Here is a 25,605-nt window from a genome sequence, read left to right on the forward strand (position 1 = left end):
GGTTCACCACTCATCTTGAGCTACGTCTATAAGGAACTGGGTCAGTTTGTCGGCCTTCTTTACGAACTCGCCACTGATTTCCATGTAGTAGTAGACTGGTGGGTCGTCGCCTTCATCAGTCCGGACAAACATGAACTGGTATCCTTGATGCATCATGAAGGCGATAGCGTCTTTGGGAAGAACGATGCCAGCTTCATCCTCAGCGACCAATTCGTGGGCGGCTTCAGTGATCCCGAGCAAGGTCGGATAGAAAATGTCAGTGCCGACGTAGAAGTCACCCGCTCCGCGGCCCATCTTAGCGAGAAACTCACGGTAAGCCAGCGGAAGAGGGCGTCCAACGTCTGCTTGGACTTCCTCGATCTCCGTGGCTGAACATCCCCTGATGGTGTTCTCGGTTGCTACTCCGTCACGCACAAGGATTTCAGCGACCTTGGCGATCTGGCCTCGAACATCCTCTCGCTCTGTCATGCTCTCCGTACCCTTGAGTCCAAATTGCGTTCACCCTGCTGCCTGGCTCACAATGATTATAAGGGAACAACACGCCACAAGGCAGGGTGAATGGGGTGGCCAACACGACCATAGAGAAAGAGCTACGGTGCCCAGCAGAACCATCACGCTTTAAACGCAAAAAATAATGCGAACGCTAAAAAACATTATTCACGGGCCAGCGTCCTATACAACTCCGGCTGTCGGAAGCGAAACAAATACTCCAATTTCGCCCGTGCCTCTCGCTCCCTCTACTCACCTGAAACAGGATAATCGGGTTCGAAAAGCTCACTTGGGAGCCCGCTTTTTCGGAGCTTGTATACTTGAGTTTTTGATAATTGATTATCCTCAATTGGAAAATATTGCAAATTTCGGTTTGAGTAAAAACCACCGAGCAATCGCTCTGCAACCGTGTCATGGAGTCGCTTGGCATCGTCTGAAAGACTTCCCTTGAACCAAGGGCCTTCCATCCGCCAGTAAATCATCAATGCTGTCGCAAATTCGGTCTTCTCGTTGTCCACAATGGGCCAGATCGGACCCAATCCATCATCCCAAATGTATTGGCGCACCCACTCGTGCTTCTGGGAGGGCGTCTGCATCTGGTTTCCTGTGGTTATGTTGAGGCGGGTCACGAGCCTTTCCAGTTTTGAGTCTTCAATGTAAAAGATCTCCGGGCACGGTTCGCTCGGTTTAATGGCATTGACCAACAACTGCCCCAATCGCCAGTCTGGAGTTTCTATCCATGCCTCTCGGATTGAGTTCAGTACACGGTCGATTCTCTCAGGATCACGCATTCATTGCCCTTTAAACGCAAAAGCTAATTCAAACGCAAACACAATCAACCCCCAGCCCCCGGCTCTGCCGGGGGGTATGCCAACGTCCCATACAACTCCGGACGCCGAAAGCGAAACAAATATTCCGGCTCCGCCCGTGCTGCACGTAGGTCATCATTGGTAAGATCCACAATCAGCATTCCGGGTTCGTCGGTTTTTGCTTCCCAGCCAGCTAGTACTTCACCACGCGGACCGATCGCCATGCCGCCGCCGGGGAAGTTTTGCTCCACACCGGCGCACTCCACATGGCCGACGTAGTTGCAGGCGATGCCGAATACGCCGTTTTCTGCGCAGCGGGCTTTGAGCGCGGTACCCGCCCAATCGGCCCAGCCTTCGACGGTGCGTGGTGGTGGGTCGGCGGCGAAGGGGAAGAGGACGATCTCCGCATTCTGCACTGCCAACAGTCGCGTTGATTCGGGGAGCAGGGCGTCGAAACAGATGTTGGCGCCGATGCGGCCCAACGGCGTGTCGACGACCTGCGGCGCGCCGCCGCCGTTATAAAACGGCATCTCGAACATGGGGATGTGCATCTTTCGCCAATGCCCCAACAACCCGTCGGGGCCGACGAGAATGTGCGTGTTGTACAGCAGGTTTCCCGCATCTTCGAGCATGCCTGTCGCGATGAGTATATTTTTTGCGCGGGCGATATCGGTGAGTTGGGTAACGGCGGGACCATTTAACGGTTGTGCGGAGCGGCGGGCGGCGGACAGGGCTGTGCGGAGCCACTGCTCGTGGTTGCCCGTGGGGTGGTTGGGAATAAAACCGGTCAGCGACAATTCTTGGAACAACACCAATTCCGCCCCTTGATCCGCAGCGCGGGCGGTCCAGGATTCGAGGCGATTGATGTTGGCTGTTGTGTCGCCGGGTACGGTATCGACGGCAACAGCGGCTATGCGTACTTGGTCCCGCATGGATTCGTGAACTCCAGTGGTTGGCATCAAAAGGAGGGGCAAAATTGGCAGTGAAGCGCGGCGGATGCATTATAACTCATTGATACAAATTGTCCGCGCCGGCGATTTCGCTTTGCTAGCTGCAAGGTGTCAGTGTACCATCAACAATCGGAGAACCGGCAATCCGCCTCTCTTTTCACTCTGCCGGAATTTCCCAAGTCAAAAAACATACGGGACGAGACGTCAATTACGAGGATGACCAAACAGATGTCGCCCGAACTTTCGCAACTCTTCGATCAATATCGAAAGTTACAGGCCGATGTAGGTTGGAGCAACGCCGACGAAGAGCGGCTCGGAGACCTGCGCGAGCCGCTAACGCAACACATCCCGGCGATCGTCGACCGGTTCCGCAACGGGTTGGGGCGGCATTTGAATCCGGACGACTCGGCGCGATTTTCATTGCGCGAGATCGACAATCTAGCAGCCGAGTTGAGAAATTGGTTGGGCGAATTTTGCACCGGACCTTATGACCTCCCCTATGTTGAGCGAAGGTTTCAGTTCGGCGCGCAGCATGTGGCGTTCGGCTTGGATGAATTTCAGACCACGAGCGGATTGTCGCGGGTCCGCATCGCCTTGATTCGCGTGTTGGCGGAATGTTGTAGTGAAGACTCCGCACGCTTTGCGGCAACGGTCGAGTCGCTGAGCAAAATTCTGGACATGGATTTGGCAATCATCGAGTCCGCCTATCAGGTCGAACAAGCGAACCTTTTGCGGCATACCGAGGCCCGCTATCAGTCGTTGGTGGAAAGTTTGCCGTTGCATTTTTTCTGCAAGGATCTTCGAGGACGTGTCGTATTTGGTAACCAGCGCTGTTGTGACCTGCTGGGCATCACGATGGACGAGTTCATCGGCAAAACCGACTACGATCTGTTTCCCAAAGAGTTGGCGGACAAATTCACCGCCGACGATGCCAATGTGTTAAGAACCGGCGAGATGTACGAGGACGTGGAAGAAAACCGCGGTCCCGATGGCGAGACGATTTATGTGCACGTTCTCAAAGCCCCGGTCTGGGATGCGGACGGGAATATCGTCGGCGTGCAAGGCGTTTTCTGGGATGTCTCAGACAAAAAACGCGCCGAAGAAGCAGCCCGTGTCAGCGAAGCCCGGTTTCGCCAATTAGCGGAGAATATCCGCGAGGTCTTTTGGATTACGTCGCTCGACGGCGATGAAATGATCTATGTCAGCCCGGCCTATACGGAGATTTGGGGGAAATCGACCGACGATCTCTACCAAAATCCATTGCAATGGTTGCATTCGATTGTTGAGGAGGATCGTGAACGCGTGGAGATCGCGTTCAGAAGTCGGTCGACGACCAGCGTCTACGACGAACAATATCGCATCCTGCGGCCTGACGGTGAAATCCGTTGGATTCGGGATCGCGGATTTCCCGTCCACGATGAAGGGGGAAACGTCTATCGCATCGCCGGCGTGGCAGAGGATATCACCCGCCGTCGAAAGATTCAGGAAGAACTGCGGCACAGTAACGACCGCTTTCGCCGCTTGGTGGAATCAAACATCATTGGCATCGTTGTGACCGATTTGAACAAACGGATTGAAGAGGCCAACGATCTGTTTTTGGAGATGGTCGGATATACACGCGAGGATTTGGAAGATGGTCGGATTCGCTGGAAGCATTTGACGCCCCCGGAGTATTATGAAGCCGACAATCGCGCATTGGCGGAATTAAAGAAGAATGAGGTCTGCGTTCCCTGGGAAAAGGAATACATTCGCAAAGACGGCAGTCGCATTCCGGTACTTGTCGGCGTGACGGCACTTTCGGAGCATTGGCAAGAAGCGATAAGTTTTATCGTCGACATGACCGAGCAAAAGCAGGTCGAGGCCGAACTCCAAGTCGCGCTCCGTGCAGCGGATGCAGCCAATCGGGCCAAAGGAAATTTTCTGGCCAATATGAGCCACGAAATCCGCACCCCGATGAATGCGATTATCGGCATGTCGGAATTGGTACTCGATACGACGCTCACCCGCGAACAACGGGAATACCTGTCGATCGTCTTGGATTCGTCCGAAGCGTTGTTGAAACTCATCAACGACATCTTGGACTTTTCCAAAATCGAGGCGGGAAAACTCGAAATCGAAAAGGTGGAATTCGGTCTGCGGGATTGCGTCGGTGGGGCAATGAAGGCGCTGGCCGTTCAGGCTCACCAAAACGGGTTGGAGTTGGTCACTCATATCCTCCCCGGCGTCCCGGAACGCATCATCGGCGACCAATCCCGTTTGCGGCAGATCTTGGTCAATCTGATCGGCAACGCCATCAAATTCACCGGTGCGGGCCAAGTCGTGGTTCGAGTGGGGACCGAATCGACTGGCAATCGAAAAGTTGTCATCCATGTTGCCGTCAGTGACACGGGAGAAGGCATCCCCGTTGAAAAACAAAGGCACATCTTTGGGGCCTTTGAACAGTTGGATAGTTCCATGGCGCGCAAGTTCGGTGGCACGGGACTGGGGTTGGCGATTTCCGCCCGACTGGTGGAACTCCTGGGAGGGCGAATCTGGGTCGAAAGCGAACCAGGAGAGGGAACCACGTTTCATTTCACCGCAAGTTTCGGCACGCTCACCGATCCGCGCATTGCGGTTGACACAGGGAGTGCGGATTTGCAGGGGTTGCGCATGCTGGTCGTCGACGACAACAAAGCCAATCTCAATTCGATACGCGACACCCTCGAAAGCTGGGGGATTCAACCGGATCTTGCGGCGAATGGCGAAGAGGCAATTCCGTTGCTGGACCATGCCATGCAGTTGCAGCAACCGCACAACTTGTATTTAGTTGATGCCCATATGCCTGGTCTGGATGGTTTCAATTTGTGCGAAACCATCATGAGCCAATTCGGCCGAAGCAAACCGCCCCTGATTATGATGCTCAGCCCTGGGGACCGTTCTGCCGATGTCGCACGTTGCGAGCAAGTTGGCGCAACAGCCTATTTGATGAAGCCGCTCAATCAATCGGAGTTGTTGGATACAATTTTAGCAGTCATGGATGGAACAGGCGTCGACATCGTCGTGGGGGACTTGGGGGATCACGAACCAACCCCCATCCGTCGTTTGAATGTGTTATTGGTCGAGGACAGTCCGTATAACCAAAAACTGGCGTTGGGGTTATTGCAGAAACAAGAACACAATGTCATCGTGGCAAACAACGGCAAAGAGGCGGTCGAAGTCTCAAAAATCCGCGACTTTGATTTGATCCTCATGGATGTGCAAATGCCGGAGATGGACGGGTTGGAGGCGACGCGTGCCATTCGCAAACGCGAAGAGGGCACCGGGCAGCATGTCCCCATTATCGCCATGACCGCGCAGGCCATGAAAGGGGACAAGGAACATTGTCTGGAGGCGGGTATGGATGCCTATCTTGCAAAACCGGTCCGCGGCCGTGAGTTATTCGCCGCCATGGAATCCTTAGTCGGCCAAAGCTCGCAATCCGCTGCTGAGCCTGAACAGACAGCCAAAACCGTCCCGCAGTCGAACGGTTCGCCCGATTGGTCGGTGGCGCTGGAAAACGTGGATCAGGATCGAGACCTATTGCAAATTGTGGCTTCCGCATTTGTTGAGGAATGCCCGCAATTGGAAGCACTTGTCGATTCATCGATCGCTTCGGGTGATAGCCGCGAACTCAGCCGCGCCGCGCATACCATCAAAGGCGGCATGCGAATGTTTGGCGCTGTTGCCCCGATGGAAGTCGCCGCCACGATGGAAGCCACAGCCGGGGAGGGAAACCTTATCAAAGCAGCGGAAATTTATGAGGGGTTGAAGCCGATGATCGCCAACGTCCTAAAAGAACTGAAAGCTTTTATTGTCAATCCGGATTCTCTGGGCGATCCTTAAGGAGGTATCTGCCGGTCGTTATTAACGGGATTGCTTGTACGGGAGTAACATGTAAACTTGAGGCCAGTGATGGACCTGAAATTTACGGCGGTTTCCGATAGAATCTTCAGCAGCAGGATGAAACGTTGCAGCAGAAGTGGCAGCATTGTCAGTTTGTGTCGCCAATTACGGCGCAACAGCGGCAACCCAGACGGATCTACGGTGACGAAAACACAACAGGAGCAAACGCATGACAAGCATTTTGGTCGTGGATGACTCAGCAGTCGATCGGCGATTGGCGGGAGGCTTGTTGGAGAAAACATTGGATGCCACGATTTACTATGCCGAGGATGGTGTCGACGCTCTCGAGCAGATCGAGTTGCACATCCCCGATATCGTCCTCACCGACATGCAGATGCCCAACATGGACGGGTTGGAGCTCGTCAAACAGGTCAAAACACTCTACCCGCTGATCCCCGTGGTTTTAATGACCGCGCAAGGCAGCGAAGAGATCGCCGTAAAGGCCCTGCATTGTGGCGCTGTGAGTTACGTTCCTAAACGGAAGTTGGCGCAGGATCTGATGGAGATCATCAACCGCGTGACGTCCGCTTCACAGCAAGATCGTTCGGACACGCGGCTGGCTCGCAAAATCACGTCGCTCGATACGTCGTACGTGCTTGAAAACGAACTGCCGCTGATCTCTTCGCTAGTGAACCATCTGCAAAAAACGATCATCCGCATGGGCGTTTGTGGGCAATCCGAAAGAATTCAAGTCGGGATCGCCATCGAAGAAGCCTTGGTGAACGCTTTTTATCACGGCAATTTAGAGCTTGAAGCGGAATTGCGAGAAAAAGATCACAAGGCGTTTTATGCGCTCGCTCAAGAGCGGACCAAACAATCCCCTTACCAGGATCGGCGGATTCATGTGCGGGTGCAGATGACGCGCGGCCAAGCGATCTTTACCATTCGCGACGAAGGTCCCGGCTTCGATCCAGCCTTGCTGCCCGATCCCACCGATGCTGCCAACTTGGAAAAACCGGGCGGACGCGGCGTTATGCTGATGCAGGCCTTCGCCGATGAAGTCACCTACAACGACAAAGGGAACGAAGTCACATTGATCAAGTCCCGCGAACCGGAGGATTCGGTCGAATTGGCCGAGGGCCAAGAGTAGGGAGGATCCTCGAATAGCCGCTCAATTCTTTTGTTTGAGCAGCACTAGGCTACGCAGATCCTCGGGGACGACTGATTCATACGCCATGGCGCTCAGCATATCGGATTTGCCCAGGGCATCGTGAAGCGTTCCCAGTTGCACCGTGGTTGCTCCTTGATTGACGACGTCCACCATAAATTGCTCAACGGCGAGCAATAGGTTTGATCCCGGTTGAACGTCACCCTGCACAAGGCGCAAAAACCCCAACGTGCCTTGATCCGGGAGTCGCTGCACGCCTGGAATTTTTTCGTTGGCGGCGTTGATCGGTCCTGGACGGGATTCCAAGAGCACCAGATGCGCGCCCGGCATATTATTGAAGTGCCGGTTCAGCCATTTCCAGGAGAGCGCCGATTCATTGCTTTGAGGGGCAACCCAGTTGTCGTGCGTCGCCAAGACAAAGTCGCCCTCTTCGGCACCCGCCACCTCCTTGCCTTTGTAAACAAAAATGATCACGTCATTCGGCTCTCTTTTTAAGACGCGTCGATCCATCTCACGTTTGACCTTGCGCAATTGTCGGCGAACCGACGTGATTGTGGCATTCTCACCTACGAGCGGATGAATGGTGTGTGCGGTAAACGCGTTGTTTTTCTCGTCACGTACACGGAAGGCTCCCCGCGTCGCATTCAATAGCTGCGCTTCGTCCGCCGGAGGCCCCTCAGCCTCGGTGTCTTTGGCCACTCCCACGACCACTAGGTGCAAGTGCTGCCGCGTTTCCGGTTTTGTACAATCGGCGTAATAGGGCGGCACCATTTCAACGGCCGCTTGGGGCAGGTGAATACGAATACGGTTTTCTTGTTCTCGGTTGAGCACAACCGGGACTGCAAATTCAGCCCGCCCATTTTTGACTTGAGAGAGATCCAGTTCTGCCATGCGCAGAAAGCCGTTGACCGATACGCTCACAAAGCGTTTGTGCAACGACGGTGCCGCAGCCGGGGAACTCCATTCCACATGTCCCGAAAGTTGTACCTGACCTTCCTCAGCAGGACGGTCAAACACATTGCGGCCGGCTTGAAATAAGGTTTTAAGCGGCTTCCCTTCACCTGTCGGAACTTCGATTTGGTCAATCACTACGCGGACCGGTTCCTGCAGGATGTTCAGCCGTACCGGATTGAGCGGCGCGGAGATGCCCCCATCGTTGGTGGCTTCCAACAAGATTTCGTTCATCTCACCCGGTTCAAGCGTGACCTCGAAATCCTGGATCAATTCATACTCGCCAAATTCATTTTTATCAGTCGGCAGATCTTCAGCGGGGAGTGGATGCCGTGCTTCTTTGCCCTTCGCCGGGCAACGCGTAATCAGGTCGACTCGTTTTAATGGACTTTCAGACCGTACCGTGAATGCCACCGAGACGCGCGTTGTCTGAATCGCTTGATCGGTCGTGGGGCTGAGGATCCGCACCGTCGGGACGGGTGGTGGCGCTTTGACCACCGTTTCGTTGCTGCTGCGTTCAATTTGCCCGTCGCGATTCTTTGCGATAACCACCAAGCTGTTTTTGCCTTCCACAAGCGGAATCTCTGGGGCTGTCACTCGCCAGAGTCCCGTTCCATCAGCCGCTTGCTCAACGCGATACAGATCCTTGGAAAGCGTTTGGCCATTGCGCGACAAAGTAATCGTCGGTGCAGCCAGTTCAATGGGCGACCGCACTTCGCACTCCGCTGCCGCGTTGGGAAATTCGGTTTGTTTCAGCGTGATCTCACTGATCTGTGGCGGGATTTTGTACCGCACGTCGCATAACGTCGTCCGCGACTCACCACCCCATTGGTTTTTTAAGACCAGTTCCACGCGATTATCGCCCCGCTCAACATCGATCGTGGCACGTAAGACACCTCGCCGTGGATTATTCGGTGACGTTTCAATTCGCGGTGCAGCCTCAATCCTCGCACCATTCACAAAAATCGTCGCCGTCTTATCGAGTTGTTGATCGGTCAACGACACACCCGACGCAGATAGCAGCGACGCTTCGATTTCCACGCGCGGAGCGACCGGTGATGTCAGGGAGATCCTGCGTCTCTTCGGACTGGTTAACAACACATACGGTGTGGGCGGAATATAATTGACGACCAAGTCGAACTGATCGGTTCGTCCTCCCTTAGTCGTTGCCTGCAGTCGAATCGTTTGCAGGCCTGGTTCGAGTTTCACAGTGTTGACGACATCAATTTTTGACGATTCGACCGTCAGTTCTTCTGTTATCACTGTTTTGTCACCGCGGAGCACCACAAGCTGGGCGGTTTCCAGTCCCGCGTCCGCTTCAATCCGGCCGGTCAGTTTCACCTCGGGCGTTTCAACGGTCACCGTCCCGGTGGGGAACTTGAGTCCGCTGCGTCCGTCGATCTCATCCACTGACGAAATCGTAATGACCGGCGGCCCCGATTCGACGAATTCGACAGTGAACACGCTTCGCGCAGTTTCGATGTCCTCATATCCCGACATGGCATGCGCGTTGGTCGCAATGACTTCGAACCGGTTGGCACCCGCTGTCAATTCGACTGCGTGCTCGAGGGTGGCTTTCAATTCTTCTTGGGCGAACAGTTTGGGGCCGATCGTCTTGGTCTGTGGTTGTCCCTCGTTCCAGGTGGTGGTTTTGATGGTGGCGTTGATGTCATCCGCACGGTCGACAATTTCTCCCGTGAAGGCAAACTTCTTGACCGGCGTTCGGGTGTGGGCTTGGGGTACGTTCAAGTTGATGGTGGGGGTGGGACGCTGAAATCGGAGCTGTTGTTTGATTTCAAAAACCCGCGGCGGCAATTCGTCGGTTTCCAGCCGCACCAGAAATTCACGCACACCGGTTTCCCACGGGGCGACCGAAAGGTCCGCTTCCCAAGTGAGGTCGTTGGTCAATGAGAAATCATGAAACGGAGCATTCGCTGGCCCCAAACGCCACTGCAGCGATTTGATGTTGCCAACCGGAAAAACATCCGCCGTTAAGGTCGCGTTCTCAATGGATCGCATGATTTCCACTTGCGCCAACAACTGGTCGGTGCGGGCCACCAGATGCCGATTCGGCGGGTCCTGGTAGACCAATCCATCTTGCGGGGCAATAATTTCCAACGACATGCTCGGCGTGGGCGGTTTTGCGACCGGGGGGGTGCCGTGCTTGATGAGATGCTCCAGCAAACCGGGCGCGAAATTTTGCCGACGATATTCTCCCGTCGAAGCGAATCGCGCCGGCGTCTTCGGATCGCCAGTATTAAAATGCCATCCCAGACTCGACTCCGCATTGCGCCCTTGAGCATCGTACTTTCCGATCGGATGCCAGCCAATCCATGACGGCTCGTCACCGTCGGGGAAGAACATCGAGAACAACGGCTTGCGCTCGTCGGTCGCTTGTTCAACAGGGATCGCCACCGGTTGTGCGCGGCCAGCAATCGTGATCATCGCCGATTGCCCCGGCTTCAATTGCGAGACGTAGCGGTAAAAATCCCAAGCTGTATTGAAGGGCAGGGGGACATCCTCGCCATTCGCACCGCGCCGCACTGCTCCAGTAATTTGACTACCTTGCGGAAGTTGTGGGAGACCACGATCGACGATGATTGCCCCTTCGTCGTCGCTCAGTTTCAGTTTACGAATCAGTCCATGTTTGCCCAAGAGCGTGTCGGCAATGTCCGCCAACCACCAAACCGAGATCGTGTGATCGCGCGACGTGGTCGCCAGCATCCGGCCATCCTCAGAAAATGCCATGTCGACGATCGGTTCAACGTGTCCGGAAAACCGCCGTAGTTCCTGCCCGCTCTGCATGTCGTACAAACTCAGTTGCGGCAGTCCCGACGTTTCGGTTGCGACTGCGGCGACCGGGACGGGGCAATGCTCCGTCGCCCGGCAGACTGCCCACGCATCGAGAACGCGCACGCCATCGAATTCCTTGTCCGCCTGCAAATCCAGTGTCTGTTGCCGTACGCCATTTTTTCGAAATTCCAGTCCCGGCCCAGCCTCCCCCTCGACCGGCACCACTTCCCATCCACCGCGGTTGGGCGTCACGATTTTCCAGCCTTGGGTCTCTGCGCTCAGTGAGCGAGCGGTGATGTCGAAGACTTGATCGTTTGCCTGAAGTGCATTTTGACCGGCGGCCGCTCGCGGCTTCGCGTTCAAAACCAACCCCGTATTCTCACCCCGCTTCGCAAATGCCACAAATTGTTGCGCGTGTCCCGACCCGCGCAGGCGTTGAATTGGTTTCACATGTTGCGCACCAGCAAGCAAGTCACTCGTGCGATAAATCAGTACCTCGTTTTTCCCGTTGCCACTGATCGCCATCAGGTCGCCGTTGGCCGCCGTGGCGATACTCACCATCCTTAGCGGTCCGCTCCAAAGTTTAACCACGTCAGGCAGCAGTCGTTCCGCATTCAGGTCGACGAGACGCAACCCAACTTCCCATTGGTTGCCAGCTCCAGGAGCGCCAATCACAAAGGCGACCCGGTCGAGATTGCCCTGAGGCCGTGACTTGAACTCCGCGACGGCTAAGGGAATCGCGCGAGGGTCAATGGTTCCTAGGCTTTGGTAACTTCCCAACAATCTATCCGGAGGCAACGGCCAGACACCGATGTCGCCGGCCACAGCGGTGATTAATGCGTTTTTCTCTGGCACGGCAGCGACGGTCAGTGCGTGCGGATTTGTGCTACGCACGCTCCACGTTTTCTGAGCGGCATCCCAGACGCGAAATGTTCCCGTTTGTTTTTCGCGGTTATTGTCGCCCCAAGCGATCGCCACCCGCACATCTTGCGGATTCTCGCCGGTATGCCAAACACTCAAGCCCGGGCGGCGGCCTTGCGGCGAGGGAAGTCCGCCCAACGCGGAAATGGATCGGTTCGGCTGTTGAAGATTCCACACGCGAATCGCGCCTTGGAAATCCCCTTTCGAATACTCTTCGGCGGCGGAAACCAAAATCGGTGGTTTGCCGGCGCGGTGCGGCGCGAACTTCAAGGCCACGACCGCTCCCCGATGTTCCCGCAACGTAATCGCCTTGCGCGTTTGGGTGTCGAACACATAGATCATGCCTTCATCCAACCGCATGTCGGTCGTCATCGCCGCACCGGGCCACAGCAACGCACGGTCATCGCGGAGTCCGGCCACGCGAGGGTCGCTTTGGTTTCCCTGTCCGGCAGCGGCAATCCAGCGACCATCGTCGGAGACGGCAATGGCGTTGATCGCTCCTTCGAACCGCGGACCGACCGGGACCCGCCATGTCAATTCGGGCTGATAGACGAATTGGCCGGCGCCTGCATAGGCTTCCTTCCACACCCAAGCATGCACGACCTTGTCCCGTCCAGCGGCGTAGAGTACTTTTCCGTCAGGACTGAAAGCCAACGACGTGATAAAACTGACCGGACCGCCGGCATTGACCCGCAAGATCGGAACGTTGTCTTTTTCCGCAGCTGATGTCAAAGCGGTGGGGACAAGCGAACACAACACCAAGGCGAGACCAACGGTGATTCTGTTCATGACTAGACTCGATCAATGACAAGGTGCGAATGAGCAGGACGGGATACAACGGTGCTTAACTAGATATCCGATACTATATCGAAATCGGGGGCCCCAAATCAAAAAAACTCCACCGAATTCGCAAGATTCGCCCGTCACTCAGTCAATCGGAATCATCACGCGAAAACCAACGTCCCTGCCGCGGAGGGCAACCATCAAATCTTCCGATTCTTTGGTGCTGAGATCGTTGTAAGTGAGTGGCTGTACCGGTTTACTGTTAGCCGATCCGCCCCGGAAGTATTGCTGTCCACGGCTCACAGTCCACGAATCCTCTAGGTCCACACTGGCCGTTGTGTCCTGTCCTCGAATGAGCGACAAGTTCTCACGCACCGTTCCCTCAGGGTTTCCATCTAAATTGACATCCGCAGTGTATTCCCAGCCATTGCCCGCCATGTCCCGGCATCCATAGGGGCTCACGTCGTCGGCTGACGAACCCACCACAGCGGGCGGTTCGGTGCCCTGTTCGTGGTTCAGTGCGATGTGTAAAGGAACCGCAGCATCCCAGATACCTCGATAAGGCCCTTGCGGCCAGTTTTTCTGTACGAATTCAACATCAGTGTCCCACAAGCCTGTCGCAATGTTCCAGTCCCTCTGTCGCGGCAACGTTCCCTGCCCGTTGCCGATCCATTGCGCGATCAATTCAGCTTCGTCGACCCGTAGGTTCATCGCAGGGATGTCGAGGTATTCCTTTTTCTCCGGGTGGATCAACCAATCAAAGAGCCCGTCCGTGGGGCGAATCTGGGAATTGTCTCCGTGATACGTCCACGACTTCAAGTCAAACGCTCCGGGATGCGCTGCGGCGTATTCCAACACCCATTGATTGCGGACTTTGTTTTCCATCAGATAAAATGGTTCAGCATCACGCGGCCATTGCGAGTCGACCTGTGCGCTGCCGGGCAATCGGGCTCGATGGATTAAAAGAAACGGAATGCGGATTTCCGCGCCGGACTCGCCCACAATGACCCGTTCGATGCGGCCGGGCAAATACTTTTTGTTCCCTGGACCGGCATTTTCATTGTGGGGATGCGGGAACAATCCCGATTCCGGATTGCGGCGAAATCCTTCTGCATCCGGTAGCCAAACCCGAGGCGGTTGAAAGATCAGAGCGGCCCGGATTTCGTGGGTAAGTTGCTTCCCCGTTTCGGGATCCTCGATGTTGACGGTTGTCAGTGTCTCGGCGTCTCGCGGGGGCGCTTCGATCGCAGCGGTTGCTTGGATTTCAAGGGACTCAATTTCATCGGCGCGCACATGAACCTGTTTCTGCAGCGCCTCGCCCTCGGCTTTCCCGTTCCAGGAGACTCCCGGAATCCCCTTGAGATTGAGGTTTGCGAAGCCATCGACATCGGAGGTGAGGAGGATTTGCAGTGTCGCCGAATCCCCCGCTGCAATCCGCAGCGTCTCTGTATTGACGGAAACTGCCGGTGGCGCCGACAGCAAGGTCTGCGGCGGGATATCCTGGGTACTGCGATTTCCATAGGCGAACCAGAGGCCGCCCAAGATCACCACCACTGCCGCGGTCACCCATCCCAAGTACGATTTCGCAGAACTCCGGGGGGGATTCGCTTCCCAGTTCCGGATTGTGTCCTGCGAAATAATCTGTGTGTCAGCCACCGCCGAGGAAATATCGCGTGGCAGGCTTTTGAGCAAGCGTTGCGAAACTGTTTGCATCGAATCGGGCCGGTCGCCCGCTTCTTTCGCCATGCAGTCTTGCACGACCTCTTCCAATTGCGGCGAGAATTCTTGATCGGGAGCAACGTCCGCCATCGACGGCGGATTTTCCTTGACCACCTTTTGCATAAACCCGAACAGCCCCGCATAGGAGTCCGGCGGCGCAAAAGGGAGTTGGCCGGTCAGGATCTGATACATCGTCGTGCCGAACGAATAGATGTCGCTGCGAAAGTCGACTTTCGCTCCTTCTAATTGTTCCGGCGACATATAGGCGATCGTTCCGGAGAATTCACCCTGGGTGCCCATGATCGTGGGATTGGTGATGGTGGCAAAATCGGCCAACTTGGCGATACCCAAGTCGAGCATCACAAACCGCTCGCTCTTTTTGCCCTCATCGACCAGCATCACGTTGCTCGGTTTGATGTCACGATGAACCAGTCCTGCTTCGTGCGCTTTTTGCAATGCGCCACAAATTTGCTCGGAGAAGTCGCGCAACTGCTGTCGGGTCAAGGGGCGCTCTTTGTCCTTCAAGCGAACATCGAGCGGCTGCCCTTGCAGGTACTCCATGACCAAAAACGGCATCCCGCCCGGGGGATCGTAATAGTCGTGGAGCGTAACGACGTTGGCATGCTCGAATTTAACAAGCAATTTGGCTTCGCGCTTGAACGTGTTGACGAAATTCTCGTCGACTTTTTCGTTGGGGATTTTGACGGCAACCGAGCGGCTCAACTCCAGATCCCGCGCACGATAGATTTCCCCCTGCGCGCCGCCGCCCAGGCGCTCCTCAAGGCGAAATCGGTTGACGAGAATATCCCCAAGCATTGCAGTGCAGTTTCCTTGGCCGGAATCGATCGTGAGCGGTCTACGAGACTTTCACTCAGGATACTGCACATCCCCTACCCAAGTGAACGCCGAATCGCACAAATCCCGCGATTCAGCAATCTGATCGCCCCAGGAATGGAAAAGAAGCAACCCCGAAACGACCCAGCTGCTTCATGCGGGCAACCACCCCAAAGGTCACCGCATAGTATCGACACGCTTTCCGGGAGGGCGAAGCTCCTTCTGAGCCGCAACGGTCCGTTGGACGCGATTTGCGAAATCAGGCGACAACGAACAGACTCCGATCGTGCGGCTAGGCTAGAACTTTGCCAAACCCAGCCGCTGCGAGACCGCTTTGCTAATCCAAATTCATCGTCACCGTCTTCAATTCCGTATAATTCGCCAGCGCCGCTTCGCCCAACTCGCGGCCGATGCCGCTCATTTTGAAACCGCCGAACGGGGCAGCTGCGTCGAAGACGTCGTAACAGTTGATCCAGACCGTGCCCGCTTTGATGCTGTTGGCCAAACGGTGCGCCTTGCCGACATCCCGCGTCCAAACAGCGGCTGCCAAACCGTAAAACGTGTTGTTGGCCCGGGCGGTGACCTCCTCGATCGACTTAAACGGCAACACGCTGAGTACAGGGCCGAAGATTTCGTCGGTGGCAATCGGCATGTCGTCAGTGACGTTGTCGAAAATGGTCGGCTCGATGAAAAACCCTTGGTCGCCAAAACGGGACCCGCCCGCCACGCAATGCGCACCGGCTTCGTTCCCCTTGTCGATGTAACTCAGGATCTTGTCGAATTGCGCTTGATCAATTTGTGGTCCCTGTCCCGTTTGTGTGTCGAACGGATCGCCCAATTTGCGGCCCTTGGCACATTGAATCAGCTTCTCCACAAACTGTTCGTGGATCGCTTCCTCAACAAACACCCGGCTACCGGCGCAACAACATTGCCCTTGGTTGAAAAACAATCCAAACTCTGTGCCCGCCGCAGCGGCATCCAGGTCGGCGTCGGCAAAGATCACGTTGGGACTTTTGCCCCCCAGTTCAAACGTCAGCCGTTTGAGCGTCTGCGCCGCGTCGGCCATGATGATCTGAGCGGTTTTATGTTCGCCGGTAAAGGCGATTTTGTCGACCTCGGGATGCTTTACCAGTGCGGCACCCGCTGTAGGACCATACCCCGGGACGATATTGATCACTCCGTCGGGAAATCCCGCTTCCATGGCCAATTCGCCCATGCGTAGACAGGTTAGCGGCGTTTGCTCGGCCGGTTTCATCACGATCGTGCAGCCCGCCGCCAGTGCCGGTCCCCATTTCCAGGCTGCCATCAGCAGTGGAAAGTTCCAGGGAATGATCTGTCCCGCCACACCCAACGGTTCACGCCGCGTGTAGCAGAAATAATCGCCGCGAATCGGAATCGTCTGCCCGTGGATCTTGTCCGCCCAACCAGCGTAATACCGTAAGCAGTCGATCACCAACGGCAGGTCAGCGGCGCGGCTGTCGTTGATCGGTTTGCCGTTGTCGAGCGTTTCCAGCGCCGCCAGTTCGTCGAAATTGGCCTCAACCAAATCCGCCAACCGGTGCAGCAACGCGCCGCGGTCGCGAGCATCCATTTTTTTCCAGGGACCGGATTCAAACGCTCGGCGGGCAGCGGTGACGGCCCGGTCAATGTCCTCCGTATCCCCCTCGGCGACATCGGCGATTTTTTCTTCGGTGGCCGGATTGAACGTGCCAAAGGTCTTGCCGCTGGCCGCATCACACCATTGGCCGTCAATGAGCAATTGTGTTCGTCGCACGGTCGGGGCTGTATAGACGTCTTCGGTCGTTGTGGTCGCCATGGGAGTCTCCTTGGAAAAAAGGCCCGAGGAATATACGGCCAAAACCAGACACAGACGCCGGAAACGGCCGTCAGCTTGCTGTTGGCAATTGTAGCAAATATGGCTCGACGGGTGATAGGCTTCGGGAGGGGGTGTAATACCCAGGTCCTGCTACCCATGTCCTAGCTGCGACCAACTCCCTCAAGCCTGTCAGCTCAAGCCTCAAGCCTTCGCAACAACATTGCCATTTCTTCCGGCGATGATAAAGTGACCAATAGATAACGGTCGCGACGGACCATGCCGAACAGGAGGCGCGCGTAATGAGCAGTTCACTTGTCCCCAAAGTGATCCAAGACGTTGGCGAAGTACCGCTCGTTTTGCACTCCGATGTGCGGGAACCGCTGGCGAATCTGAGTTTTCTGCGACGTGGTCTGGTGTTGGCCGAATTGGCGATGATTGCCTACAACGACGAGGCCGAAGCCAGCCGCGCTGCTGAGGCGATTGGTTTTTCTGAGTCCCAATTGTTCGAACATGACGGTGCGCAGGCCTATCGATTTGCCAATGACCGGGACGTAGTGCTGGCCTGTCGTGGAACCGAGGCCAATGAATGGAATGACCTGAAAGCCGATGCGAATGCCTCGATGGCGGTCGTGGGAGCATTGGGCAAGGTCCATAGCGGCTTTAATCAGGAAGTCGACGACCTGTGGCCGGTGCTGGAGGGAACCCTGCGTGAGGATACGCGGCCGGTTTGGTTTTGCGGGCATTCACTGGGAGCGGCCATGGCCACAATCTGCGCTTACCGCTGCAAAGCCTCGGCGATTGTCAGCAATCCGCAAGAACTGCATACCTACGGTTCCCCCCGTATCGGCAACAAGCGTTATATCCGCCATGCCGAGTTGAGCCATTATCGTTGGGTGCACAACAACGATGTCGTCACCCGCGTGCCGCCCGCTTGGTTGGGATATCGGCATGGCGGCGACGAGGTCTATTTGGACCGGCACGGACGCATCCGCAAACTGAAAGGCGTCTGGCGCAGCCGCGACCGCTGGCGGGGCTTTATGGCGGGGTTATTCAAATGGAAATTCGATCTGTTGGCCGACCATAGCATCCATCTCTACGCGCAACACATTGCCACCGCCGTCGTTCAAGAAGACCGAAAAGCATCCGCAGGACGTGAAACGCGCGACGAAGACGATCTCGTGATTCGAAACAAACAGGACGAGTCGGAGCAAAACGACTGAATGGGGCCGACGTGGGATGAAAGTCGAGCTGCTACCCGTTTTCAATCGATTGCGCATAAAACTGCTTGCCCACCGTGCTGTCGATTGTCTATACTGCAAACCACGTTATCAGCCCGTTGAAAAAGGGTGCCACTGGCGGCTTGTCCGCCAGTGCGGAATCACGAGACCCGCAACACACTGCTGGACAAGCCAGCAGTGGCACCCAACTCTGGAGTGTTTTCTAATTTTTCATCGGGCTGTTAGGTCGGGTCGCACATTTCTGGGCGGCTCGTTGCTTGTTCAATTCAAACTGGACTTTCGGCAGGTCGCTTCGAAAGGAGCCGAATCGATGGCCACGGCAACATTGGAAAACGAACTCGATACAATTGGTTACACTGCCGGAATGATCTGGCACTTTCTTGGCGACAACGGCCCGACGACGATGACCCAGTTGGTGAAGGCGATTGACGCGCCGCGCGACAAGGTTATGCAAGGTGTCGGCTGGTTGGCTCGCGAAGGCAAGATCTGCTACGAGGAAGGTTCGCGTAGCAAAACGATCCGCTTAGTCTGACTCATTTCTGAGACCGGCGGCCCGTTGGGAGGCAGAGAAACTTTCCGCGAATTCTCGTGGTGAGAACGGAGTTCTTGGCGCAACCAAGGTGAAAGGTACGCTTGTCAAATGACGCAAACGTCCGAATTCCAAGTGCTGTGCAAAGAAGCGCGTCAATGCTGGCGTGATGGCGAATATCAGTGTGCCGTCGAATTGTTTGAGCAGGCGTTGGAAATCGAAGAGGTCTCCGAGACGCATCAACACGCGGGCATGGCCGCCTATATGGCGGGCGACACTGAGAATGCGGTCAAGCATCTCATCCGAGCCACGCATCTGGCCCCGTCCAACTCTCAAGCTCGCATCAATTTGGGCGCGGTGTACAATCGCCGCAAAGAATACAAGCTTGCCATCGATGCCCTCCGCAAGGGGTTGGCTATGGACATGCACTGCGCCGAGGGGTATTTCAATCTCGGCATGGCGCATCGCCACCAGAACGAACCCAAAATGGCGATTCCCGCGCTGCGTGAAGCGATCCGCCTCGATCCTGAAATGGCAGACGCGCACGTCCAACTGGCGGAAGTCTATAGTGGACAAGGAAACTATAAACAGGCGATCGAATTGGCCGAACAGGCATTGAAAATCAAACCCGGATTTGAGGCGGCACAACAGATCTTGGATAAAGCGGAGCAGGGCCGTGATACCGCCAAGGCTTCGTCGAAAAATTTGGATTGGATCGCCGGCGTCAGCCCCACAAAATTGGACCAGGGGTTTCGCGAATTGACCGATGAGCAGCAGGTTGCCGACCACCGTCATCTCGTCGTGTTGGCGCACTCAATCCACCAAATCGCCAACGATGTTTTGCTGCAAATGCGGCGGGAACTCGATCCCGCCACGCGGCAAGTTTATCGCATTGTCAGCCGTCCCGAAAAAAATCCCGGCACCTTGACCGAAGCGTACGCAGCCTTCAAACGAGCCACCAAATCGTACAAAATCCTCCGCGATCGACTGGGCGTCAAAATGCAGGAACTGCGGGATTACGAAGAGTCAATGAAAGAAAACAACGGCGAATAACACCTCCCAGTGCGAATTACAAACCACCCGCAGCGCCCAACGGAAGCGACCTAAGCCCCCCGGGCGGAAGCTCGCACAAAGCGGCTACGCCGCACGAGCGGATGCTCGCATGAAGTAGCGACGTCGCTATTTTACGAATTCTTTGACGTCGATTTTTCCGGTGTCGTCGATCGTGACCGTCACCGCGCCGCTCGTCCAGGTGGAGAGCACAGTCGTTCCCGGCCCATAAATCTCGCGCAATGCCGCCGTGGGACTTTGCCGCCCGCCACTGGCGATGACCCAACGCGGTCGACACCATGCGGCCAAGTCTAATGTGTTGGCAGCCAGGCTTCCGTGATGTGGTGACACGAGTACGTCCACATCGAGTGAGGGGGTCGCGAAAAGTGCCAACAACCCTTCGCCCTCCAAATCGCCGGTCAGCAGAATGACCCTTTCGCGATACTCGATGGCCAGCACTAAGCTATTGGCATTATCGCTGCCGCCCCGCACATCCCCAGCCGGGACAAGCACGCGAATGTTGACATCGTCGTCTAGTAGTAACTGGTCGTCCGTTCCTAAAGAATGAAGCGGAATGTCGCTGTCGAAGATGGCGTCGCACAGCGCAGCAACCGCCGGTTGTCTCGTATCGAGCAGCGAAGGAGAAACATAGACCCCGTCCACCGGGAGCTTGCCGAGGAGACCGGGAACGGCGTTGAAATGATCGACGTCGGCATGCGAAAGCACCACGGCGTCCAGCCGCGCGATTCCTAACTCCCAAGCCCCGTTTTCAATAATCCGCTCCGTCCGCCCCGCATCATGCAATTGTCCCGCGTCGTAAAGTAGTGTTCGTCCATTAGGCAGTTCCACGAGAATCGCACTGCCGTGCCCCACGGAAAAAAACGTGCAACGTAGTTGTGGTTTGTTGCGGGGAACGACCGCAACGGCCAGACCCAATACGCACCAACACAATAAGCCTCGCGCTCCCCAACGCCGCATGCCAAACTTTGATCCACCAAAGATCGCCGCCACTAGCAGGGCATAAAACCCAAGGAGCCACCAATTGGCCGGGCCGGGGACATGCTGATGTCCCCAACTCAGTCGCTGCGCGTTGTCGACGATTGCTAAAAATAACGACAGTCCACTGTCAAACAAATATCCGAACACCGGTGCCAAGGGGGGTAGCAACAACCCGCAAAACAGCAGTGCATATCCGCACCAAAGCACGACAATGACCAGCGGCATCAGGAGCACATTGACCCCCAAGCCGACAGGCGAAATTATCTGAAAACGGGCGGCGATGAGCGGCGCAACGATCAACCAAATCCCCGCGGTAATCAACAGACCGTCCCCGATCCAATGCAGCGGAGGACTTAACCAACGGTGGATCTGCTCAAACCGCTCGCCGCGCAGTTCCTGCGGGGAATACTGTTCTTTCGCTTCGATAATGGCAGACGTTTCGGTTTTTAAACGCATGAGCGCCACAATGGCTACCACCGCCAGAAACGACAATTGCGGGCCAACTTCGAACAGCTGCGCGGGATTCCACAACAGTAACACCAGCGCCGCCAAGGCGAGGGAATTGCCCAAGCGGGCGCGACGGTGCCAAGGTTGTCCAATGAGAATCACCGCTGCCATGACCGTTGCGCGAATCACCGGCAACCGAGCTTCGTTGATAAACGTATAGCCGATCAAACAACTCAAGATGACTACGGTCGTCCATGCCGCCGGAAATCGAAACAACCGGCAGATCCCCCACAGCAGCGTTGCCAAGATTCCTACATGCAGTCCCGAGAGCGCCAAAAAATGCATTGTTCCACTTTGTGCGAAGGCATTTCGCAGGTCATCTGTGACATCCCGTCGATCCCCCAACAACAGCGCCGCAGCGACCGGCGCGTTATCGGGACTGAGATTTGCCGTGAGCACATCGCCGCATTCTTCGCGAATATCAGCTGCGAATCGTAACGGCTGCCACCATCGCCCCGCTGGCTTAATGGTTTGCACGGCGTCGGGATAATCCGTACGCAGCATCGCGTCGATCCCCTGGCTGTGAAGATAATCCCGGAAATCAAACCCTCCGGGATTCCGCCGTCCGACCGGTTGCGAGAGTAACCCCACAATCTCAACTTCATCGCCCACTCCAATGTGCGGCGCATGGCCGGTGATTTGCAGTCGTACCGTTCCGGAAGTTGTCGTCGCTGTGTCACCCGACAGCAATGTTTGGCAATCGATTTCACAGAGGGTGCTGTCGTATTCCGGGATCGTGCTGGGAAAAGCGTGCTTTTTGCGGGGGATGACAACGGGTTGCGAAGTGACCGTTCCCGTCAAACGCACTGGTTGGGGTGTCTCACGGGCGAACAGCGCGATGTTGTCCGCTGTCGTGATAGTGAGAAACCAATGCTGCCGTAATCCTCCCGCAGCGACGCACGCAAAGCACAACAACCAGGCCGCTGCCATTCGTCGACGACGAAAAGCGATGAGCCAACCGCCCCATGCGGCGGCTAAAACGACCCACCAACTGAGTAATGAAACCGGCCACCAGGTTTCGAGGCAGATCCCAACAGCAAAACTAACTGCCACCGCCACAATGGGCGATCGCGGGCGCTGAAAATCGTTCGAGTTGGCGGGCGGCGGACCAATCATGTTCCCATCATCGGCTGGAATTTGCGCCGATGCAACATTTTTTACTCGCTTCCAGCCCAAGCCGCCGATTGTGGCAATTCCTCTCGGTCGGTACGATGGAAGCAGACCGGCGACTGGAGTCCTCGGCGAACATGTGTGTAGCGTCTCCGTAAGTTTATGGCATGAGCGGCGAACGTATTCTGTTTGTGACCGGGAAACTCGCGGAGTTCGCGTTGCGCCGCATCGTCGACGCGCTCAGCCGAGAAATTGAGGCGGATTGCGAGATCGCCGTGCTGCCGATCAGCGTCGCCGCACTGATGAACGTCGATTGGGTACTTCGCAAACTCGAAGTTCCCTCGGGCATCGACCGGATCATTCTCCCCGGTTGGTGTCAGGGAGAAACCGCACGGATCGCAGAGCAGACCGGCATTCCGACAGAATTGGGCCCTAAGGATATGCACGATCTGCCGGAGCACTTCGGTCGCGCACGACAACTCCCGGAAGATTTCGGCACCTATACAATCGAAATCCTTGCGGAGATCAACCACGCCCCGTACATGACGGATGCCGAAATCCTCATGCAAGCCAACGCCTATCGCGCCGCTGGCGCCAACGTAATTGACATTGGCTGCGTCCCCGGTGAAAGTTGGTCGCGCATCGGAGAAGTGGTGTCCATGTTGTCCGCTGAAGGGCACCGCACCTCGATCGATAGTTTCAATCGCGGCGAAGTTGAAGCCGCCGTCGCGGCCGGTGCGGAGTTGGTCTTGAGTTGCCACGGCGACAATCGCGACTGGTTAGCCGATTTGGATGCGGAGTTGGTCGTGATTCCCGACGACCCCCGCAAGTTAGACGGATTGCACGAGACGATCGACTTTCTCACAGCAAAAAAATGCCGCTTTCGCGTCGACCCGGTTCTGGAACCGATCGGCTACGGTTTCGCCGCCTCATTGGCGCGCTATTGGGACGTCCGCCGTACATGGCCTAATTGTGAAATGATGATGGGCATCGGCAATTTGACCGAATTGACCGAAGTCGACTCCGCCGGCGTGAACATGCTGTTGGCTGGGTTTTGCCAGGAACTAAAAATTCACAGCGTTCTCACAACCGAGGTCATCAACTGGGCTTCAACGAGTGTGCGCGAATTCGATATCGCCCGGCGGCTCGTGCGGCATAGCGTGAAAAACCAAGTCTTGCCAAAACACGTCGATTCGCGGTTGGTGATGCTGCGTGATGCCAAGGTTTCGGAGTACGGGGCGGAAGCACTGCAAAAACTGGCCGCTTCGCTGACCGATCCCAACTATCGCATCTTTGTCGAGCAGGGCGAATTGCATATCATGAATCGCGACGGTTATTGGCGGGGGACCGATCCCTATGCTCTGTTCGATCAACTCGTTGGAGTGGATCCCCAACATGCGTTCTATCTGGGTTACGAATTTGGCAAAGCCGTGACCGCGTTAACGCTCAACAAGAATTACCGACAAGACGAAGCCCTCGATTGGGGATTTCTCACGGTACCCGAAATCAGTGCCCACGAACGGCGACGGCAAAAAGCGGGCGACAAGTAACCGTAACTCACTCTTCCTCCTCTCCTCCTCAATACAAATTCGGCCCATCCCCTCATGTCGTTGCCGCTTGTTGAAGAATTGACCACACCACCGGAACCATACGCGGCCTTGCGCGCGTTTGCGGGCGAAGCCAGCGTGTTGTTGTTGGAAAGCGCGCGGCGTTTGAAACGACTGGGACGGTACTCCTTTTTAACAGCCGATCCGTATGCGTTTTTTCAAATCGATCAGGCGCAATATGGTGACGATCCATTCGCGGCGGTGAAACAGCAGTTGCAGTCCCACACAGCGGAGACCCTACCCGATTTGCCGCCATTTCAAGGCGGGGCAGCGGGATTATTGGCTTATAATCTCGGGGGCTGTTGGGAGCGCCTGCCGCGACCGGGTATTGATGAATTCCAATTACCGGCGCTGGCGATTGGATTGTACGACTGGGTGATTGCCTGGGATCATGACCAACAACGTGCATGGGTGATTTCACAGGGATTCCCCGAGCACGAACCAGCGCAGCGCCGCCGTCGTGCGGAAGAGCGGATGCGTTGGGTTCAGCAGACACTAACCAAAACCAACAGCGACGACAGCCAGCTTGATGCAACGCCATCGCTGCAGGCGATCGATCTTTCCCAGCAACACGAAATCCCCGGACGCAGTCCCTGGTTGAGCAATTTTTCGCGCGACGGTTATCTGCGCACCGTCGAACGGGCGATCGAATATATTTATGCCGGTGATATCTTTCAGGTCAATTTGTCCCAACGACTCTTGCATCCGCTACACGAATCCCCGCTGGAGTTGTACGGCCGTCTCCGCAGGCAAAATGCGGCGCCGTTTGCCGGATATTTTGCCCACGACGACTGGACGCTCGCCAGCGCCTCGCCGGAACGATTTGTGCAAGTCCAAGACCGCATCGTTTCGTCGCGACCGATCAAAGGCACGCGGCAACGCCGATCGCAACCCGAGGCCGATTTGTTCACCCGCGACGAATTGCGCGAAAGCGAAAAAGACCAGGCCGAGAACGTGATGATTGTCGATTTGCTCCGTAACGACCTTTCCCGCGTCTGCTCGGCAGGTACCATTCAGGTCCCGGAATTATGCCGCGTGGAAACCTATGAAACCGTGCAACACCTCGTTTCCGAAATCCGCGGCACGCTCGCGCCGACCAACGACTGCTGGGATTTGTTGGCCGCCTCGTTTCCCGGCGGTTCCATCACAGGCGCACCCAAGGTACGGGCGATGGAGATCATTGCCGAACTAGAACCAACCGTCCGCGGACCGTATTGTGGCAGTCTGTTTTATGTCGGCTACGACGGCACGATGGATAGCAACATTTTGATCCGCACCTTCACAGCGCGCAACGGCTGGCTACAATGCCCAGTCGGCGGCGGCATCGTCGCCCAATCCTCGCCGCAAGCCGAGTACGAAGAAACATGGCACAAAGCGGCCGGCATGTTGGCGGCAGTAGGCAGTAGGCAGTAGGCAGTAGGCAGTAGGCAGTAGGCAGTAGGCAGGGTTTTGTTGAACGGGTATAATTGGC

Annotated in this window: 14 protein-coding genes; 7 read left to right on the top strand and 7 right to left on the bottom strand. The window is 56.1% G+C overall.

All coding sequences use genetic code 11. The features are described from left to right. Positions 1-3 precede the first annotated feature (3 nt). The 3 genes from Mal52_RS09425 to Mal52_RS09435 form a co-directional block, all read right to left on the bottom strand. Complete coding sequence (locus tag Mal52_RS09425) at positions 4-468, bottom strand: SMI1/KNR4 family protein (RefSeq protein WP_145375620.1); 465 nt, start codon at positions 466-468, stop codon at positions 4-6. A 269-nt stretch (positions 469-737) separates the two neighbouring features. Beyond that, on the bottom strand, positions 738-1,280 hold the full coding sequence (locus Mal52_RS09430) for a DUF4274 domain-containing protein (protein ID WP_145375622.1): 543 nt from the start codon (positions 1,278-1,280) through the stop codon (positions 738-740). Between the two features lie 44 nt (positions 1,281-1,324). Then, entirely contained in the window at positions 1,325-2,230 is a 906-nt protein-coding gene (locus Mal52_RS09435; protein WP_145375624.1) for a carbon-nitrogen hydrolase family protein, read from the bottom strand. Between the two features lie 246 nt (positions 2,231-2,476). Here Mal52_RS09435 and Mal52_RS09440 point away from each other — a divergent pair, with 246 nt between their 5' ends. Continuing rightward, positions 2,477-6,109 (top strand): PAS domain S-box protein, encoded by a 3,633-nt coding sequence (locus Mal52_RS09440; RefSeq protein WP_197534777.1) that lies wholly within the window; start codon positions 2,477-2,479, stop codon positions 6,107-6,109. 229 nt (positions 6,110-6,338) lie between these two features. Continuing rightward, positions 6,339-7,259 (top strand): ATP-binding response regulator, encoded by a 921-nt coding sequence (locus tag Mal52_RS09445; protein ID WP_145375628.1) that lies wholly within the window; start codon positions 6,339-6,341, stop codon positions 7,257-7,259. 21 nt (positions 7,260-7,280) lie between these two features. Here Mal52_RS09445 and Mal52_RS09450 read toward each other — a convergent pair whose 3' ends face one another. From Mal52_RS09450 to Mal52_RS09460, 3 genes are all read right to left on the bottom strand, one after another. Continuing rightward, positions 7,281-12,731, bottom strand: coding sequence for a WD40 repeat domain-containing protein (locus Mal52_RS09450; RefSeq protein WP_145375630.1), 5,451 nt, complete (start codon positions 12,729-12,731; stop codon positions 7,281-7,283). A gap of 138 nt (positions 12,732-12,869) precedes the next feature. Next, positions 12,870-15,260 carry a bifunctional serine/threonine-protein kinase/formylglycine-generating enzyme family protein gene (locus tag Mal52_RS09455; RefSeq protein ID WP_145375632.1) on the bottom strand — a complete coding sequence of 797 codons (2,391 nt, stop codon included), beginning with the start codon at positions 15,258-15,260 and terminating at the stop codon, positions 12,870-12,872. Between the two features lie 355 nt (positions 15,261-15,615). Continuing rightward, positions 15,616-17,094 (bottom strand): aldehyde dehydrogenase family protein, encoded by a 1,479-nt coding sequence (locus Mal52_RS09460; protein ID WP_145375634.1) that lies wholly within the window; start codon positions 17,092-17,094, stop codon positions 15,616-15,618. 299 nt (positions 17,095-17,393) lie between these two features. On the opposite strand from Mal52_RS09460, the gene Mal52_RS09465 reads away from it, so the two are divergent. From Mal52_RS09465 to Mal52_RS09475, 3 genes are all read left to right on the top strand, one after another. Beyond that, positions 17,394-18,314 carry a lipase family protein gene (locus Mal52_RS09465; protein ID WP_145375636.1) on the top strand — a complete coding sequence of 307 codons (921 nt, stop codon included), beginning with the start codon at positions 17,394-17,396 and terminating at the stop codon, positions 18,312-18,314. A 328-nt stretch (positions 18,315-18,642) separates the two neighbouring features. Then, entirely contained in the window at positions 18,643-18,864 is a 222-nt protein-coding gene (locus tag Mal52_RS29685) for a winged helix-turn-helix domain-containing protein (protein WP_145424800.1), read from the top strand. Between the two features lie 108 nt (positions 18,865-18,972). After that, positions 18,973-19,914 (top strand): tetratricopeptide repeat protein, encoded by a 942-nt coding sequence (locus Mal52_RS09475; protein ID WP_145375640.1) that lies wholly within the window; start codon positions 18,973-18,975, stop codon positions 19,912-19,914. Between the two features lie 126 nt (positions 19,915-20,040). Here Mal52_RS09475 and Mal52_RS09480 read toward each other — a convergent pair whose 3' ends face one another. After that, entirely contained in the window at positions 20,041-22,533 is a 2,493-nt protein-coding gene (locus Mal52_RS09480; protein WP_145375642.1) for a DNA internalization-related competence protein ComEC/Rec2, read from the bottom strand. A gap of 161 nt (positions 22,534-22,694) precedes the next feature. On the opposite strand from Mal52_RS09480, the gene Mal52_RS09485 reads away from it, so the two are divergent. Together Mal52_RS09485 and pabB are read left to right on the top strand one after the other, a co-directional pair. Beyond that, a complete protein-coding gene (locus tag Mal52_RS09485; RefSeq protein ID WP_145375644.1) occupies positions 22,695-24,077 on the top strand; it encodes a DUF6513 domain-containing protein in 1,383 nt (460 codons plus the stop codon). A gap of 54 nt (positions 24,078-24,131) precedes the next feature. Then, positions 24,132-25,547, top strand: a complete 1,416-nt coding sequence (pabB, locus tag Mal52_RS09490) for an aminodeoxychorismate synthase component I (RefSeq protein ID WP_145375646.1) — start codon at positions 24,132-24,134, stop codon at positions 25,545-25,547. Positions 25,548-25,605: the final 58 nt, after the last annotated feature.

Origin of the sequence: Symmachiella dynata (assembly GCF_007747995.1) — a bacterium.
GTDB lineage: Bacteria > Planctomycetota > Planctomycetia > Planctomycetales > Planctomycetaceae > Symmachiella > Symmachiella dynata.